The 16,130-nt window shown below is 62.0% G+C and carries 13 protein-coding genes and 1 tRNA gene; 10 read left to right on the plus strand and 4 right to left on the minus strand.

Annotated features, from left to right (window positions below; translation table 11 throughout):
* The first annotated feature begins 58 nt into the window (after window positions 1-58).
* Window positions 59-2,509, plus strand: coding sequence for a glycosyltransferase (locus tag ACZ5D1_RS15500; protein WP_464555407.1), 2,451 nt, complete (start codon window positions 59-61; stop codon window positions 2,507-2,509).
* A 124-nt stretch (window positions 2,510-2,633) separates the two neighbouring features.
* On the opposite strand, the gene infA is transcribed toward ACZ5D1_RS15500, so the two are convergent.
* The 3 genes from infA to ACZ5D1_RS15515 all read right to left on the minus strand — a co-directional run bounded on the left by infA (window position 2,634) and on the right by ACZ5D1_RS15515 (window position 3,802).
* Window positions 2,634-2,852 (minus strand): translation initiation factor IF-1, encoded by a 219-nt coding sequence (gene infA / locus ACZ5D1_RS15505; RefSeq protein WP_011369287.1) that lies wholly within the window; start codon window positions 2,850-2,852, stop codon window positions 2,634-2,636.
* Between the two features lie 80 nt (window positions 2,853-2,932).
* Window positions 2,933-3,009: transfer RNA gene (locus tag ACZ5D1_RS15510), tRNA-Met, on the minus strand.
* A 121-nt stretch (window positions 3,010-3,130) separates the two neighbouring features.
* Window positions 3,131-3,802, minus strand: coding sequence for a metallophosphoesterase (locus tag ACZ5D1_RS15515; protein ID WP_027182594.1), 672 nt, complete (start codon window positions 3,800-3,802; stop codon window positions 3,131-3,133).
* Window positions 3,803-3,893: 91 nt separating this feature from the next.
* Here ACZ5D1_RS15515 and ACZ5D1_RS15520 point away from each other — a divergent pair, with 91 nt between their 5' ends.
* The 6 genes from ACZ5D1_RS15520 to ACZ5D1_RS15545 are packed head-to-tail and all read left to right on the plus strand — an operon-like array spanning window position 3,894 to window position 8,783.
* Window positions 3,894-4,520, plus strand: a complete 627-nt coding sequence (locus ACZ5D1_RS15520) for a 5-formyltetrahydrofolate cyclo-ligase (RefSeq protein WP_464555409.1) — start codon at window positions 3,894-3,896, stop codon at window positions 4,518-4,520.
* Window positions 4,511-5,272 carry a purine nucleoside phosphorylase YfiH/LACC1 family protein gene (locus tag ACZ5D1_RS15525; RefSeq protein ID WP_011369290.1) on the plus strand — a complete coding sequence of 254 codons (762 nt, stop codon included), beginning with the start codon at window positions 4,511-4,513 and terminating at the stop codon, window positions 5,270-5,272. Before ACZ5D1_RS15520 ends, ACZ5D1_RS15525 begins: the two co-directional genes overlap by 10 nt.
* Before the next feature lie 8 nt (window positions 5,273-5,280).
* Window positions 5,281-5,829, plus strand: a complete 549-nt coding sequence (locus tag ACZ5D1_RS15530) for an aminodeoxychorismate/anthranilate synthase component II (RefSeq protein WP_011369291.1) — start codon at window positions 5,281-5,283, stop codon at window positions 5,827-5,829.
* A 55-nt stretch (window positions 5,830-5,884) separates the two neighbouring features.
* On the plus strand, window positions 5,885-7,153 hold the full coding sequence (locus ACZ5D1_RS15535; RefSeq protein WP_464555410.1) for a chorismate-binding protein: 1,269 nt from the start codon (window positions 5,885-5,887) through the stop codon (window positions 7,151-7,153).
* Window positions 7,150-7,950, plus strand: coding sequence for an aminotransferase class IV (locus ACZ5D1_RS15540; protein WP_455696595.1), 801 nt, complete (start codon window positions 7,150-7,152; stop codon window positions 7,948-7,950). Before ACZ5D1_RS15535 ends, ACZ5D1_RS15540 begins: the two co-directional genes overlap by 4 nt.
* A complete protein-coding gene (locus ACZ5D1_RS15545) occupies window positions 7,947-8,783 on the plus strand; it encodes a substrate-binding periplasmic protein (protein WP_464555412.1) in 837 nt (278 codons plus the stop codon). The genes ACZ5D1_RS15540 and ACZ5D1_RS15545 overlap by 4 nt, the downstream gene beginning before the upstream one ends.
* Window positions 8,784-8,788: 5 nt before the next feature.
* On the opposite strand, the gene ACZ5D1_RS15550 is transcribed toward ACZ5D1_RS15545, so the two are convergent.
* Window positions 8,789-9,970, minus strand: a complete 1,182-nt coding sequence (locus tag ACZ5D1_RS15550) for a DNA polymerase IV (RefSeq protein ID WP_464555413.1) — start codon at window positions 9,968-9,970, stop codon at window positions 8,789-8,791.
* Between the two features lie 183 nt (window positions 9,971-10,153).
* On the opposite strand from ACZ5D1_RS15550, the gene ACZ5D1_RS15555 reads away from it, so the two are divergent.
* From ACZ5D1_RS15555 to ACZ5D1_RS15565, 3 genes are all read left to right on the plus strand, one after another.
* Window positions 10,154-10,579 (plus strand): DUF3568 family protein, encoded by a 426-nt coding sequence (locus tag ACZ5D1_RS15555; RefSeq protein ID WP_011369296.1) that lies wholly within the window; start codon window positions 10,154-10,156, stop codon window positions 10,577-10,579.
* 150 nt (window positions 10,580-10,729) lie between these two features.
* The gene (locus tag ACZ5D1_RS15560; protein ID WP_027182599.1) at window positions 10,730-12,067 is read left to right on the plus strand and encodes a metallophosphoesterase family protein; all 1,338 of its coding nucleotides are present in this window, start codon (window positions 10,730-10,732) and stop codon (window positions 12,065-12,067) included.
* Window positions 12,067-16,122 carry an AAA family ATPase gene (locus ACZ5D1_RS15565; protein WP_464555415.1) on the plus strand — a complete coding sequence of 1,352 codons (4,056 nt, stop codon included), beginning with the start codon at window positions 12,067-12,069 and terminating at the stop codon, window positions 16,120-16,122. Before ACZ5D1_RS15560 ends, ACZ5D1_RS15565 begins: the two co-directional genes overlap by 1 nt.
* Window positions 16,123-16,130 lie beyond the last annotated feature (8 nt).

A 16,130-nucleotide genomic window follows, 5' to 3' on the forward strand; every position in this document is an offset into this window, starting at 1 on the left:
AGCATCTGCCGAAAACAAAATGCCGCCACGGCATGGGGCACCGCCCCGGGAGGCACCCATGGACACCAATGTCCTGAAGGCCGATCTGCATGTCCACTCTCGCCATTCCACCCGGCCGTCACAATGGATTCTGCAGAAACTCGGCTGCGCCGAAAGCTATACCGACCCGCAGGCTCTCTACCGCACGGCTCTGAAACGGGGCATGGATCTTGTCACCATAACCGATCACAACACCATCGCCGGAAGCCTTGAAATAGCTCACCTGCCCCACACCTTTGTCAGTGAAGAAATAACGGCTTATTTTCCCGAAGACCGCTGCAAACTGCATGTGCTTGCATGGAACATCACCGAAGCCCACCACGATGACATCACCAGACTGCGCGAAAATGTCTACGACCTTGTGGACTATCTGATACAGCAGGATATCGCCCATGCCATTGCCCATCCCATGTATTCACTTAACGACAAGCTTACGGTGGATCATATGGAGCGCATGGTGCTGCTGTTCAGGGCCTTCGAGCTGAACGGTTCGCGCGATGCCTACCAGAACGCCCTGCTGCGCCAGATGCTGCAAAGCCTGGACGAAGCCGCGGTAAGCCGTCTGGCGGACAAACACGGTATGACCCCGCGCATGGACAGACCCTGGGAAAAAACGCTCACCGCGGGTTCGGACGACCACTCGTCCTTGAACATTGCCCGCAGCCATACCGTGGTGGGGCCTGTAACAGGCAGCGGTTCCGGCAGGGTGCAGGACTTTCTGCGCGGCATCATGGACGGCCGGTCACAACCGGCAGGGCGCGACGCCACCCCCGAAACCATGGCGCACAATCTGTACTCCATCGCCTACCAGTTTTATAAACAGAAGTTCGGTCTGGGCGCCCACGTGCACCGCGACCTGCTGCTGCGTTTTGTCGACCGGTCGCTGTGCTCTTCGCCCGAGCCGGAAAGCGGCTTTATGGCAAAACTGCACGGGCTCATAGGCTACCGCCGGCCCGCGCATTTTTTTTCCGGCCCGCCGCGTTCCGTGCAGGGACTGCTGCAGAAGGAAGCCGAAGACATTATCTGGAACGATACGGAACTGCGTGAAATAGCCGCCGCCCAGACAAAAAACGACCCCGCCGGCGAGGATACATGGTTCCGCTTTGTCAACCGCGCCACGGAAAAGGTCATGACCCAGTTCGGCACAAGCCTGCTGGACAACGTCAAGGGCGCCGACCTGTTCAGCGTGTTCAACGCCATGGGTTCGGCAGGCTCGCTGTACGCCATGCTGGCCCCCTATTTCGTGGCATACACCCTGTTCACCAGAGACAGGGAATTCTGCCGCACCTGCCGCGACGCCTTTACCGGACAGACGGACCATGCCGCACGGCTGCATGTGGGGCATTTCACCGATACATTCTATGATGTGAACGGCGTGGCGCTGACTCTGCAGATGCAGCTGGACATGGCCTTTAAAAACAACAAGCAGCTCAAGGTCATCACCTGCGGTCCCAGTGAAGGCGAGGCGGCCCGCCGTCCCGGCGTGGTGAACTTCACCCCCGTCGGTTCATGCACCATGCCGGAATATCCCGAGCTGACCCTTTTTTACCCGCCGGTACTGCGCATGATACACCACTGCTACACGCAGAACTTCACACACATCCACTCGGCCACCCCCGGCCCCATCGGGCTTGTGGCGCTGGCCGTGGCACGCATACTCAAACTGCCCGTGCACGCCACCTACCACACGGCGTTTCCCCAATATGTCAGCATGCTCACGGAAGATGCAGGGCTTGAGGATGCCATGTGGCGGTATATGGTATGGTATTACAATCAGATGGACCGTGTTTACGTGCCGTCGCACGCCACGGGTGAAGAACTGGTGGCACGCGGCATACACCCCTCGCGGGTGGTCTTTTATCCGCGCGGCATCGATACGGAAAAATTCAGCCCGGCCCACCGCAACGGCTTTTACGGCCGGTACGGCGCCCATGCCGGAAAAACCCGCCTGCTGTATGTGGGGCGCATATCGCGTGAAAAGAACATGCATGTGCTTGCAAACGCATTTACGCAGCTGCTGCGCAGGCGCTCCGACGTCGAGCTGGCAGTGGTGGGCGACGGCCCGTGGACAGATGCCATGAAAGCACAGTTGTCAGGGCTGCCGGTACTCTTCACCGGCTACCTGACAGACGGCGACCTGAGCGCGGCCTACGCCTCGGCCGATGTGTTTGTCTTTCCTTCGGGCACCGACACCTTCGGCAATGTGGTGCTGGAAGCACAGGCTTCGGCCCTGCCCGTCATCGTCACGGACAAGGGCGGTCCCGCGGAAAACATGCTGCCCGACGAAACAGGACTCATGGTGCCCGACGGAGATGCACAGGCTCTGGCCGCAGCCATGCACGCCCTGTGCGCCGACAGCGCCATGCGGACACGCATGAGCCGCGAAGCGCGGGCCTATGCCCAGAGCAGATCATTTGAGGCGGCCTTTCTGAAGCAATGGAACATGTACAGGCTGCAGAACGTCGCCTGACACCCCGCCGCTGCATATATCACAACGCATCCGCTCCCCGTACGACGCAGCAAGGCCCGTTCTGCCATGGCAGAACGGGCCTTGCCGATGCACCGGAACCATCCGGCACTGCGCCGCGCCGGCGCTACCGGGGACGGAAGGTGATGCGCCCGCGGGTCAGGTCGTAAGGAGACAATTCAACGCTCACCTTGTCTCCGGGAAGAACACGGATATGGAATTTGCGCATCTTGCCGGAAATATGCGCAAGAACTTCGTGCCCGTTTTCCAGTTCCACACGGAACATGGCGTTGGGCAGCGCTTCCTGCACGACACCGGTAACTGTAATGGCTTCTTCTTTGGCCATAGATCCTCCAGAATCACTTGCGGCAGTGACAGACTGCCATAAAAAAACGCGGCCCCCTGCTTATGCAGGGGGCCGGAATTTGGTAGCGGGGGCAGGATTTGAACCTACGACCTTCGGGTTATGAGCCCGACGAGCTACCGAGCTGCTCCACCCCGCGTCACTCTCAGGTATTGACCTTTTCCGAAGCGCCCTGAAGGCGTCTCAGTCAAGGGACGTAAGAAATACTCTTAGCCCCCCTGCCTGTCAACATAATTTTAAAAAAATTTTACACACTGCGGTCAGAACCGCACAAGTTCAGCCGTCAACCCGCCGGAATTCATGCGGATAACGGCATACCCGCCGGTAGAGAACGCCCCGGGGTTAACCACAACCGTGCGGCCTATGCGGTCAGTCCCCATGGCTTCATGAATATGCCCCGTCAGGCACACATCGGGCTGCACACGCTCGATAAAAGCCCGCACAGCGGCGCTGCCCACATGAGTTCCGTTGGGCAGGCGGTCACACACGGTATCCGCTGGCGGGTTGTGCACCACCAGCAACAGATGCCTGAGATGTTTCACCTGCTCCCATGCTTCTTCCAGCCACAGGCCGAGCTGTTCGTCAGAATACTCGCTGGGTGTGCCGAACGGGGTGAACGTGGAACAGCCCACCCCCATGACCCCCACTCCGGGCGCCAGTTCCCGGCCGCGGGCATGCAGGTTTATGCCTTCGCTGCTCAGCCAGTCGTCCACTTCCTGACGGTCCATGTTGCCTATCTGGGCAAGCACCGCGGGGTTGCTGGCCCGTACAGCCTCCACCACGCGACGGGCCACGGCGGTACCGTCTGCCAGCGTCAGGTCGCCGCTGATGATCACTCCCTGAGCACCGCCGATGCCGGCCACATCGGCCAGCCGGGCCGTGCTTTCGTGCACGTCGCCTATGCCTATCCAGTATACGTCATTGCTTTGCATGGCATCCTGTTCCCTGCTAAAGTTCGCCTCACCGGACGGGCGCATTGACAATGCCCGCCCGTACACACTCAGTTTATACAAGATTACCGTAATGACCAAGCACCAGACACACACCGGCAGCGGGTGCCCCCCCGGCGACAAAACAGCGCTGCGCCGTCTGCTGCGCGCCCGGCGCGACGCATTGGAGCCGCAACAGGCCGCACAGTCTGCAGCCGCGGCACAACGCCACCTGCTGCGGCACCCCGTATGGCAGTCGGCAAAACAGGTACTGCTGTATATGCCCGTCCGCAACGAAACAGCCACGGACCTGCTGCTGCACGACGCATGGCAACAGGGCAAAAGCGTACTGCTGCCGCGCTGCATACCGGACTGCCCCGGCGAAATGTGTCTGGCCCCGTGCGCCTGTGCGGCCGACCTTGTCACCGGACAGTACGGCATTGCCGAACCGGACCCCGCCACCTGTCCGGCTGTGGATGTGACCGGCCCCTCCTTTGCCCCGCAGGTGGCCGTCATCCCCGGAGTGGGTTTTGACCGTGCAGGCAACAGGCTCGGCTTCGGCGCGGGATATTACGACCGGTTTCTGGCGCTGCCTGCCATGCAGTCCGCAGTGCTGGTGGGGCTTGCCTATCCGTTTCAGATCACGGATTCACTGCCCAGCGACCCGTGGGACAGGCCCGTGAACGCATTATGCACCGAGGAGGGCCTCTTATGGCTGTAAATGTTATCCCGTTCCGCTTTCCCGGCATACCGGCCGTGCGCTGCGCCTTCCAGACCCGTCAGGGCGGCACGGACAAAGACGCCGCAGGGCCGGAATACTGCGGGGGAAACATATCATATGACGTGGGCGACAACGCGGAACATGTCACCGCCAACCGCCGGATGCTGCACAGGCAGCTTGGTTTTGACCGCTGGGTGGAGCTGCGGCAGGTGCACGGCGACGTGCTGGTGACGGATTCACGCCCCGTGACCGCCGTGGACGAACGCCCCCGGACAGAAGCGGACGGACACACGACCGACCGGCCCGGAGACGCCCTCATCATCAAGACAGCAGACTGCCAGCCCATACTGCTGGCGCACACGTCGGGCCGGTACATCGCCGCCCTGCATGCAGGATGGCGCGGCAACCGCGCGGGCTTCATCGGCTCCGCCGTCGCGCGGTTCTGCAGCAGATACGGCATATCCCCGGCCGATGTCATGGCCGTGCGCGGGCCGAGTCTGGGCCCTGCAGCAGCACAGTTTGTCAACTTTGACACGGAATGGGGCCCCGCATGGCAGCACTGGTTTCATAAAGAGCATATGACCATGGATCTGTGGTCGCTCACACGCCACCAGCTGCATGAAGCCGGCCTGCCCCGTGAACAGATATTCAGTCTGGACCTGTGCACGTGGTCGCTGCCCGACATGTTCTTTTCATACCGCCGTGCCAAGGCTTCGGGCAGGCAGGCAGCCTTCATCTGGATCGAGCGCTGAAAAACAACATGCTCCGCATACTGCTTTCCGACAACGACGACAGCTTCACCATGAATCTGGCGCACCTGCTGCACGCCGCTACAGGCAGCACCCCGCAGGTGGTCAACCATACGGCGCTGGCTGCCCGTGCCCCCGCAGCAGAGCAGGACCTTGTGGTCATATCTCCCGGTCCGGGGCATCCCGATGAATACCCGTGCTACGGGCCGGTGCTGCAAAGCGGCAGGCCGGTACTGGGCATATGTCTGGGCATGCAGATTATCAACTGCCACTTCGGCGGCACGGTGAAAGCGCTGGCAGGGTGCGTGCACGGAAAATCCGACACCGTTGTGATGACCGATGCGGACAAGACCCTGACCGTGGGGCGCTATCACTCACTGCACTGCGCCACAACCGGAGCGGGACTGCAGGTCACGGGGCGTACGCCTCAGGGGCTTGTCATGGCGCTGCGGCATAATTCCCTGCCCCTGTACGGGTATCAGTTCCACCCCGAATCGTTTCTGACAGCTGAAGGAGTCTGGTGCATCCGCCATGCGCTGCGTTCTCTGCATATCCTGTGATCCGCGGTGCATTCCTCCGCTGCTGGATTTTCTGGCCCGGAGGCATCATGCCGACATGCTTCTTTCGGCACCTCCGGCCCGCGCAGAATCCTGTACAAACGTCTGCGCAGGCTCTCCCGCGCCACGGCAGGCCGTCCCCCTGCACCCCATGCACGAATCGGAATTCATGGCGGGCATCGAGCCTCTGGAATCGCTGCACATCACCGCAGCCACGCCGCGGGAACACATGCAGCGCTTCTGCAGCAACCGGCATACGCCCGTCATCGGATATCTTTCATATACCTACGGCATGGAACAGTACGGCATTGCGGCGCGGGAGCACTCTTTTCCCGCCGGGCTGCTGCGCCGCTACCAGTGCGTCGTTACCGGCTGCACCCGCACCGGCAGGCTGCGCCTGCTGGCCGACAGACACGCCGACAGCGGTCTGGTGGACAGCCTGTGCCGGCTGCTGCAGGCAGGCAGTCCCGAACCGCCGCGCCCCCACACCCCCGTAACCGCAGCCGGACCGCTGCGCCAGTCCCTCACGAGGGAAGAATATCAGGAGGGCGTAAGGCAGACACAGCGGCACATCGCGGCAGGCGACACATATCAGCTGAACCTGTCCATCAGATTCGACCTGCCGCTGGCAACCCCGCCGGATACCACCGCACTGTTCCTGCACCTGTGGCTCAACCGTCCGGCACCGTTTTACGCACTGCTGCACGACGGGCCCCTGACCATTGTGTCCACCTCGCCGGAGCGGTATCTGCGCATCAGCCGGGGCACGGTGCTAACCCAGCCCATCAAGGGCACGCTCGCCTTTGACACATGGCAGCCGCAACTGGTGCACACACTGACCTCGTCACCCAAAGAACGCGCCGAACTGTCCATGATCGTCGATCTGCTGCGCAACGACATCTCCACCCGCTGCCGGTTCGGCTCCGTGCGGGTGACAGACCACTGCAGCACCTTTGTCGTGGACAGGCTCATTCAGATGTACAGCAACGTGCACGGCATACTGCGCCCGGACAGCACCCCGCTGGACCTGCTGCTGGACGCATTTCCGGGCGGTTCCGTCACCGGCTGTCCCAAGCTGCGCACCATGCAGATAATCGACAGGCTGGAACCGCACAGCCGCGACCTGTACTGCGGCAGTATTTTCTGCTTCAACGGCCCTGACCATCTGGACGCATCCGTCGCCATACGGACAGGCTGGCACGACGCCCGTACCGGCGTGTTTTCATGGTTTGCCGGCAGCGGTCTGGTGACAGATTCCGTACCGGAAAACGAATACGCCGAAACCATGGCCAAAGCCCGGAAATTTCAGGAGGCGCTCTGCCCGTGACCTATGTACGCAACAATGCGTTGCATTGCGGCCCGCTGCCGCAACATGTGACCGCCCCTTCATTCCGTTCGGGAACAGGTTTTTACGAAACCCTGCTGTACAACGGCTGCAGGCTGGTCAATGCCGACGCCCACATGGAGCGCATCACACGCTCCGCCCGCGCATGCGGCCTGCACCTGCTGCCCGTGGACCTGCACGCCGCGGCGCAGATGCTGCTCGACCATCTGGGACTGTGCGGCAGCATGGCGCGCATCAACCTTTTCTACACGCTGGAAAGCGCGCCGGCAGCAGATGCTTCCGGTCTGTGTCCTCCGCTTGTGCCCGCAGTGACGGCCGCACCCTATACGCCCCCCCCTGCGGACAAGGCTTTCCGGCTGTGCCGGGCGCTGCACGGTGTGCAGTCGTGGTGGCATGAGCACAAAACAACCGCCCACATGGGGCATTTGATGGAACGCACGCATGCGCAGGCGGCCGGATACGATGACGCTGTACTGCATCTTCCCGACGGAGCCATTCTGGAAACCACCACCGCAGCGCTGATATTCTATAACGGCTCACGGTTTACAGCGCCCTTTCCCCGCTTTAGACTCAGCAGCACGGCCGAAGCCCTTGTAAAGGACGTGCTCGGCATAACATACGAAAAGATAACTGCGGACAGGCTGGGATGCATGCAGCATGCATATGTACTCAATGCCCTTATGGGCATGCGCCCCGTCCGCAGCATAGACACGGCAGAATTCAACCCCGATACGGACCTATGCAACGAAATGACAGTTCTCATACAGAAAGCGGCATGACATTCCTGCCTGCCGCCGCACGGGTTGCTCTGCTGCTCTGCGCCATATGCTTCTGTACCGCCGCAGCGGCAGTGGCAGGGCAGTCCGCGCTCCCGCTGCCACGGACGGTCACTCTGGCGGTGAACAGCGCCACACCGCCCTATGTGCTGGAAGAATCCGGTTCCGGTCTTGAAGTGGACATCGTGCGGGCCGCGCTGAAAACGCAGGGCGTGGACGTGCGTCTGCTGTACGCATCGCAGCTGCGCATGGGGCAGCTGCTGCATGAAGGCAGGGTGGACGCCATCACGCCGGTTTCACGCATGGCGGGCATGCAGAACGTCTTTCTGTCGGCAAACCACATCAGCTACCGCAACATTGCAGTGTCGCTGCGTGCGAACAACTGCAGCATCAGCGCTGTGGCCGATCTGAAAAAATACGTTGTTCAGGCTTTTCAGAATGCCAGCCGGTTTCTGGGGTCGGAATATCTGAATGCGGTGCGGCAGTCGCCGCGATATATGGAAACGCCCGATCAGGCGGGGCAGGTACTGGCCTTTTTCACACGACAGGACAGGGTCATCGTGCTGGACGAACGCATCTTCAGGCATTTTGTACATAAAATTCCGGCAGAAATGACAGATGATTACGTCATTCACACAATATTTCCCGAAACACGCAACCATGTGGCGTTCGCAGACGCGGCACTGCGCAACGCGTTTAACAAAGGCCTGCAGCAGATAGTCTCGGACGGCACATACAAAAAAATTACAAGCCGCTACCCGACACTGTGTAAAACCCGGGACTGCTACAAAAGAAAACCGGAAAAAAGACCGTACCCGCGCAGTCCCGACATGTAGCCGGGCTAATCTTTGCCGAAGCCGAACAATCTGCCCCGCACGATGGCAGCGGAACCGAACCTGTCGCGCACGGCATCCATGGTCTTTTCCAGCTGCTCGCTTTTTTCGTCACGCACAGCGGCGGGAAAACACAGCGGCAATGCCAGCTGCTGCGGTCCTTCGGCGTAATGTGACAGGCCCACCCCGATAAGCCGGACCTTCTGCGGCAGGTCCATCTCGTCCAGCAGCGCTGCGGCGGTATCATAGATGACCCTTGTGCTGCTTGTGGGTGCGGCAAGCGTTCTGCTGCGGGTCACCGTTCTGAAGTCGGCAAACTTCACTTTCAGCGTCACAGTACGGCCGGAAAGCCCCATGCGCCGCTGATTCCGCCCCACCCGTTCCGCCTGCTTCAAAAGCCAGGTCTTCAGCAGTTCCCGGTCATCCGTATCTTCCTCAAAGGTGTTTTCGGCACTTTCCGACTTGGCCTGCGTGTACGGTTCCACCACGCGGGGGTCAATGCCCTGCGCCCTGGCAAAAAGCCCCAGCCCGCCCTTGCCGAAACGGCGCTGCCAGAATGTTTCGGGATAACGCAGCACGTCACCGGCAGTACGCACCCCCAGTGCCTGCAACTGACCGGCAAAATGCCGCCCCACACCGGGAATGTCGCCCACAGGCAGCACCGCCAGAAAACCGGCAACCTCATCAGGTTGCAGCACAAACAGCCCGTCCGGCTTGTTCACGTCCGAAGCGATTTTTGCCAGAAACTTGACCGGCGCAACCCCTACCGAACAGGTAAGCGAAACAGCCTCACGCACGGCAGCGCGTATGCGCCGGGCCATTTCTTCCGGCGGACCGAACAACCGTGCGCTGCCGGTGGCGTCCAGATACGCCTCATCCACCGAGGCCTGCTCCACCAGCGGCGAAAATTCATGCAGCACCTGCATGACCTGTGCGGATATCTCTTTGTACCGGTGCATACGGCCTTTGACAAACACCGCATGCGGACACAGCCTGCGCGCCTGCCCCGAAGGCATGGCCGAACGGATGCCGTAGCGCCGCGCTTCGTACGAGGCGGCGGCAACAACCCCGCGCTTGCCCCCGCCCACAACCACAGGACGGCCGCGCAGCGCAGCATTGTCCAGCTGCTCGACAGATGCGAAAAAGGCATCCATATCAATATGCATGATACACCGTGTCCACTGACTCATGCCACCGTCATACCAGATGCTCTTCCGGCACAAAAGAGCGGAACGCGCTGCCCGCCTCCGGAACACCGCCCGAGGCTCTCCATGCGAATACACGCATTGGTGTTGACCGCTGCCGGTGCAGCCGCTAAAGTTGTCAGCTGTAACTCCGCTGCATTTTTTTCACTCCCACCCGGCTGACAGTGTATGAAACAATTTTTTCTCTGCATCATGCTGTGCGCACTGGCTTCTTTGCAATCCGGCTGCGTCGTCGCCGCGCTGGGTGTGGCTGCCGCCGGTGTATCCACCACCGTTTCCGCCATGGATGAAGAAGTCTCCCAGTCGTATCCCTACCCGTACTGGTGCGTGTACAGGGCCACACATGCGGCCCTCAATGAGATGGCCATACCTGTCAGTTCCATCGAACGCACCGACGAAGGCGACAAGTTTTTCGCCACCACCAGAAAATACCCTGTCATCATCGAACTGCGCGAAGTAACCCCCTCGCTTGTCAATGTTTCCGTTTCCGCCGGCAACAACGTCTTTCAGCTGGACGCAGCCACAGGGCAGGCCATTGTCAACGGCGTGCAGGATGTCATCAGGCGTTCGCTGACAGCAGGTCTGTACCAGTAGGCCTGCACCCTCACACGCTGCCCGCCCCGGCATCCCCGCGCGTGCCGCCCGCAGGACCACCCTTCCGGCCGTTTGCCTCCGCGGCGTAACATGCTACCCTTCCGGTGGCCTCAACAGCCGTCCCGTTCAACCGCAAAACATGCCGAGCATATGAATTCACTACGCTTTTTTCACGCTGCAGACCTGCATCTGGACACACCGTTCAAAGGGCTTTCCGGCACGCCGCATATGGCCACAACCCTGCATGCCGCCACGTTCACGGCGCTTGAACGCCTTACCAGCCTGTGCATCGCGCGCAGAGCCGATTTTCTGCTGGTGGCAGGCGACATATACAACCACGAAGAAGGCAGCCTGAAGGCCCAGTTCGCCCTGCGCGACGCCTGCGAAAAACTGCATGCTGCCGGTATCGGGGTGTTTATCGTGCACGGCAACCACGACTTTGCAGGCAGCCGCATCACACGCATGCAGTGGCCGCCCAACGTGGTCATTTTCGGCACGGACAACGTGGAAACAGTGCCCGTTGTGCGCAGCGGCAAAGAAGTGGCCCTGATACACGGCATCAGCCACGCCGCCCGCAACGAGCGAAGCAATATGGCCAGACGGTTCACGCGCGACACAAGCCGCGCGGATCTGCCGCAGATAGGGCTGCTGCACTGCACCGTGGCGTCGGTGGCGGCGGCGGACAGATACGCCCCGTGCACCGCCGAAGACCTTAAAGCGGCAGGTATGGATTACTGGGCACTGGGGCATGTGCACGAAAGGCAGACCGTCCTGCAGACTCCGCTCAGTGTCTATCCCGGCAATATTCAGGGACTGCACATCAACGAAACCGGTCCGAGGGGATGCTATGAAGTGACATATGCTCCCGAAGACGGTTTTTCCCTGCGGTTTCACCGTCTGGGACCGGTGGTATGGGAACGGCTGAGCGTATCCATAGACACACCGGCAACGCTGGACGCACTGGAAGAAGAAATACACCGGCGCATTGCGGCATGCTGCACCGCCGTGCAAAAAGCCCCGCAGGACGAAGAGTCCGGCAGCACAGAGCTGCCGGTGGAAGCATGGATGCTGCGCCTGACGCTGGAAGGCCGCGGGCCTCTCAACCAGCCGCTGCGGGCTGCCGGCGGCCACGAAGAGCTGACCGAGCGCCTGCGTACAGCCTGGGCCGACGCCTCGCCCACGGTGTGGATAAAAGATATCGACCTGCGCTGCCGCCCCGAAGCGGACATGGAAGCCCTGCGCAGCGGGGACAACCTGCTTGGCGAAACGCTGCGCCTTGTACAGCAGGCCAGAGATGCGCTGGAACATTGCAGCGCAGAAAACGGCAGTACAGCCACAGTGGCACAGGAGCTGCTTTCAGGTCCGCTGGCGCCGCTTTTTGCCGCACCGCAGGCAAAGCGGCTGCTGGATGAACCGGATACAGCCGCCCTGCACGACCTGCTCGACTCCGTGGAAATGACCTGCCTTGACCTGCTGGAGGCCCGCTGATGCGCATCAGATCTTTTCATATGGACGGCTTCGGCATTTTTTCCGGACAGCAGACCGACGGACTGTCAGAAGGCATAAACCTTTTTCTGGGCAGCAACGAAGCCGGCAAATCAACCACGCTGGGTTTTTTCCGCACCATGCTGTTCGGCTATCCGGTAAAAAACAACAAGGCCGAACCTGCCTATCCGCCACTGCGCGGAGGTGCTCCCGGCGGCGGGCTGCTGCTGGAAACCCGCACCATGGGCACACTGCGCCTGCAGCGGCGCCCGGGAACCCACGGCGGGCCGGTCACGCTGACCACTGCAGACGGCAAGACGCTGCAGCCGGACCTGCTGGACAAACTGCTGGGCGGCGTGACGCGCGAACTGTTCCGCACGGTGTACGGGTTCAGCCTGTCCGAACTGCAGGACCTTGCCTCGCTGGACGGTGAAAAAGTGCGCCATGTGCTGCACAGCGCCAGTTTCGGGGCCGGTTCGCGGCCGGTGGGCGAAGTGCTGAAAGAATGTGCCAGAGGCATGGATGAACTGTTCAAGCCGCGCGCACAGAAGCCGGCCATCAACACGCTGCTGCGCGAGCTGGGAGAGGTGCGTGGCGAGCTGCGGACCCTTTCGGCGGCGGCCGCCCGCTACGACGAAACCCAGATACATGCCGAAAAACTGGAACAGCAGCTGGAATCACTGCGTTCGCAGACGGAAAACACCGGCGCAAACCTGCACCTGTGCCGCCGTACACTGGCTTTGTGGGAACACTGGACGCAGCTGCAGCAGGCAGAAGCGCTGCTTGCCGCAGCGGGGCCGCGCATTGAAACCTTTCCCGCCGACGGCACGGCACGGCTTGATGCTCTTATCAGGGAACTGGAAGAACGCACGGAACGGATACGCACCGCTGACAGGCAGCTGCAGCTTGCAAACGAAGCCTGCGCAGAGACAGAACCGGATACTGCCATTCTGGAAAATGCATCGGGCATTCAGGCTCTTGTTGAAAAGAAAACAGCGTACATCGAAGCAGAGCGCGGCCTTGCCGCACTGCGGGCAGAGACACAGGACAGCGCTGATGAACTGGAACGCCTGCTGGCCACGCTGGGACCGGCATGGACACCGGAGCGCGTGGCGGCATTTGACCTTTCCCTGTTCACGCGCGAACGCATAGACCGCTTTGACAGTGCGCTGGCGGACGCACGCGACCGTCAGCGCGATGCAGAACGCGAAGCCGGACGCGCCCGCGAGGCCATGGAAGACGCCGACAGACAGCAGCGGGAGGCCGCAGCGGCACTTGCCGCGTTGCCGCAGGCCCTTCCGGAAGCCCCGCAGGCAGTCGTATCACGCCTGATAACCGGCCGTGACCGCGCGGAGGCCATGCTGCGCGAGCTGCCCCTGACCCGTGAAGCCGCCGGTACTGAAGCAAAGCGTCTGCAGACCGCCGTGGCAGATATAAGCCCCCGCTGGACACCGGACCTGCTGCAGCAGTTTGACACGTCGCTGCCGGCGCGGCAGCACGCCGCCACGCTGGCCGCACAGGTGCTGCAAAGCGAAAATGATCAGGACCAGGCCCGCCGCCAGCAGGAAGACGCAGCAAAACAGGCCGCCCGCATGCGCCGGCGGTATGAAGAACAAACGGCAGTGCTGGACAGACTGCCCGCCCATGCCACGGCGGAAGGACTGGCCGCGCGCCGCTCAGTGCTGCGCCGCCTGCGTGATACGCTGCACAGACAGGAACTGGCGGCCCAGAGATGCGATACGCTTGAAGAAAAACAGGCGGCACTGCCCGGCCTGCGCCCTGTGCCCGTGGGCAGCGGCGCGCTGGCCATGGCGGCGGCAGCGGCGCTGCCTCTGCTGTGGCATACGGCCCCGCAGGCGCTGCAGTCTGTTCTGCCTGCGGCTGCCGATGGCCCGGTACTGTACATTTTTTCCGCACTGCTGGCTGTCTGCGGAGGCTGCCTGTTTATTTCAGGACGCAGCCGCCGCAGCCCCGACATGGCGCTCCGTCTGACAGAAGCACAGGCGGAAGCCGCAGATATCGCCCGTCAGGTGCTGGCGCTGGCAGCAGAGCTTGATCTGCCCGACACCGCAAGGGAAACTCTGGACGAGGCGGAAAACGGACTGGAACAGCTGCGCGCACAGGTGGAAGAACGTGCCGCCCGCCAGCGGGAAGCCGATACCGCCCGTCAGGAACTGAAAGAGGCAGAGGCACTGGCACGGCAGGCAGACACAGCACTGGCGCAGGCGCAGGAACGCTGCACCGGCAGTATCGCCGCGTGGCACGGATTTCTGGAAGAACATCAGCTGCCTTCAACGCTGCTTCCGCAAGCCGCTGACGATCTTTTCCGCAGAGTGGATGCCGCCCGCGGCATTGCCGAGCGGCTGCACGAACTGGAGCAGACAGCCGGACGCACAGCACACGATCTGGAGGAATACCTTGAAGCGGCAGGCCGGCTTGACGGTCTGGCAGGGCTGCACAGCGCGCCCGACACCATGACGCGCATTGACCGCTGGATAGAAGAAAACAGCAGACAGCAGGAGCTGCGGCGGCGCACTGCCGAAGCACGGCACATGCTGCAAGAACGCACCGTTCGCAGCTCGGCAGCCGGAGAGAATCATGCCAAAGCCGTCCGCCAGCACGAAGCCGCGTACACCGCGCTGCAGGAGGTGACCGCGGGCTGGAAAGCGTGGCTGGAAGAACGCGGGCTTGATACGGCCATCATGCCCGCGGGTGCCCGCAGAGCTCTGGACACCATAACGGAATGCACCCGTCAGCTGCGTACACAGGACTCGTTGCGCCGCAGACGGCAGAATCTTGAAGAGCAGGTACAGAGCGTACATCAGGCGCTGGATACAATATGTCAGGCCACGGCGCGCACATGGCACCGCGGCGAAGCTCCGGCGGCCATCAACATGCTTGCCGCGGCGCTGGATCAGGCCCGTGCCGCATCGGCACGGCGGTCGGAACTGCAGCGCACCCTGCCCGGTCTGCAGCAGGAAGCACAGACCGCCGCCCTGCAGCTGGAGGAAGCCCGGCAACGCATGGCGGCGCTGCTGCATACCGCACAGGCCGGTGACGAAGAAACATTCCGCAGCAGGGCACAGACATTTGAAGAGCAGGAGCGCCTGCGCCGCACCATCAACGATCTGAATGCGCAGCTGCAGGCGGCCACAGCAGATGTGCGTCACGCCGACGTGGCAGCCCTGCTGCCTGCCCCCGCCGCGGCGGAGACGTCTGCCGCTACCGCCGGAGAGCATAGCCCCGCGGACACCCCGCAGGAGCAGGATGCATCCGTCCGGACAGCGCAGCAGGATTCAGACCCGGACCGCGCTTCTTCTGCCTCACCGGATGCCGACGCGCTGCGGGTTCTTTTTGCATCCGTCACCCGTGACACGCTGGAAGCCCGCGCCCAGCGGCTGGAACAGGAACTGGCCACCCTGCGCGAACAGCAGGAGCAGGTGCATACCGACCTGCACGAAGCCAGAGCCGCCCTGCGCACCATGCAGACATCCGACCACACCGCAACGCTGCTGACCACCCGTGAAAGCAAGGCCGAAGAACTGCGCAGACATGCGCAGCAGTGGGCCGTGCTGGCACTGGCGCGGCACTTTGTGGAACAGGCCAAAGCCACCTTTGAACGGGAACGCCAGCCGGAAGTGGTCAAAGCTGCCGCGGCCTTTCTGCAAACCATCACCGACGGCGCATACACGCACATACAGACCTCGCTGGAAGACAGCAGCATACGGGCAGTCACCGCCGGCGGCGATGTGCGTCTGCCCGAAGAGCTCAGCAGGGGGACGGCCGAACAGCTCTATCTGGCGCTGCGGCTGGGGTATATCAGCAGCCATGCGGCCCACGGCGAACCGCTGCCTGTCATCATGGATGATATTCTGGTAAACTTTGATCCGCACAGGGCCGCGTGCACCGCCCGCGCTTTTGTGCAGCTGGCGCAACACAATCAGGTGCTCTTTTTCACCTGTCATCCGCAAACCGCCGTAATGATGCGTGCACAGGCGGCGCAAAGCGCTCTGTTCAGTGTGGAAAACGGCACCATACGCGCGCAGGACACCGTATAACCCTGTCA

Source organism: Oleidesulfovibrio vietnamensis, from assembly GCF_055388115.1.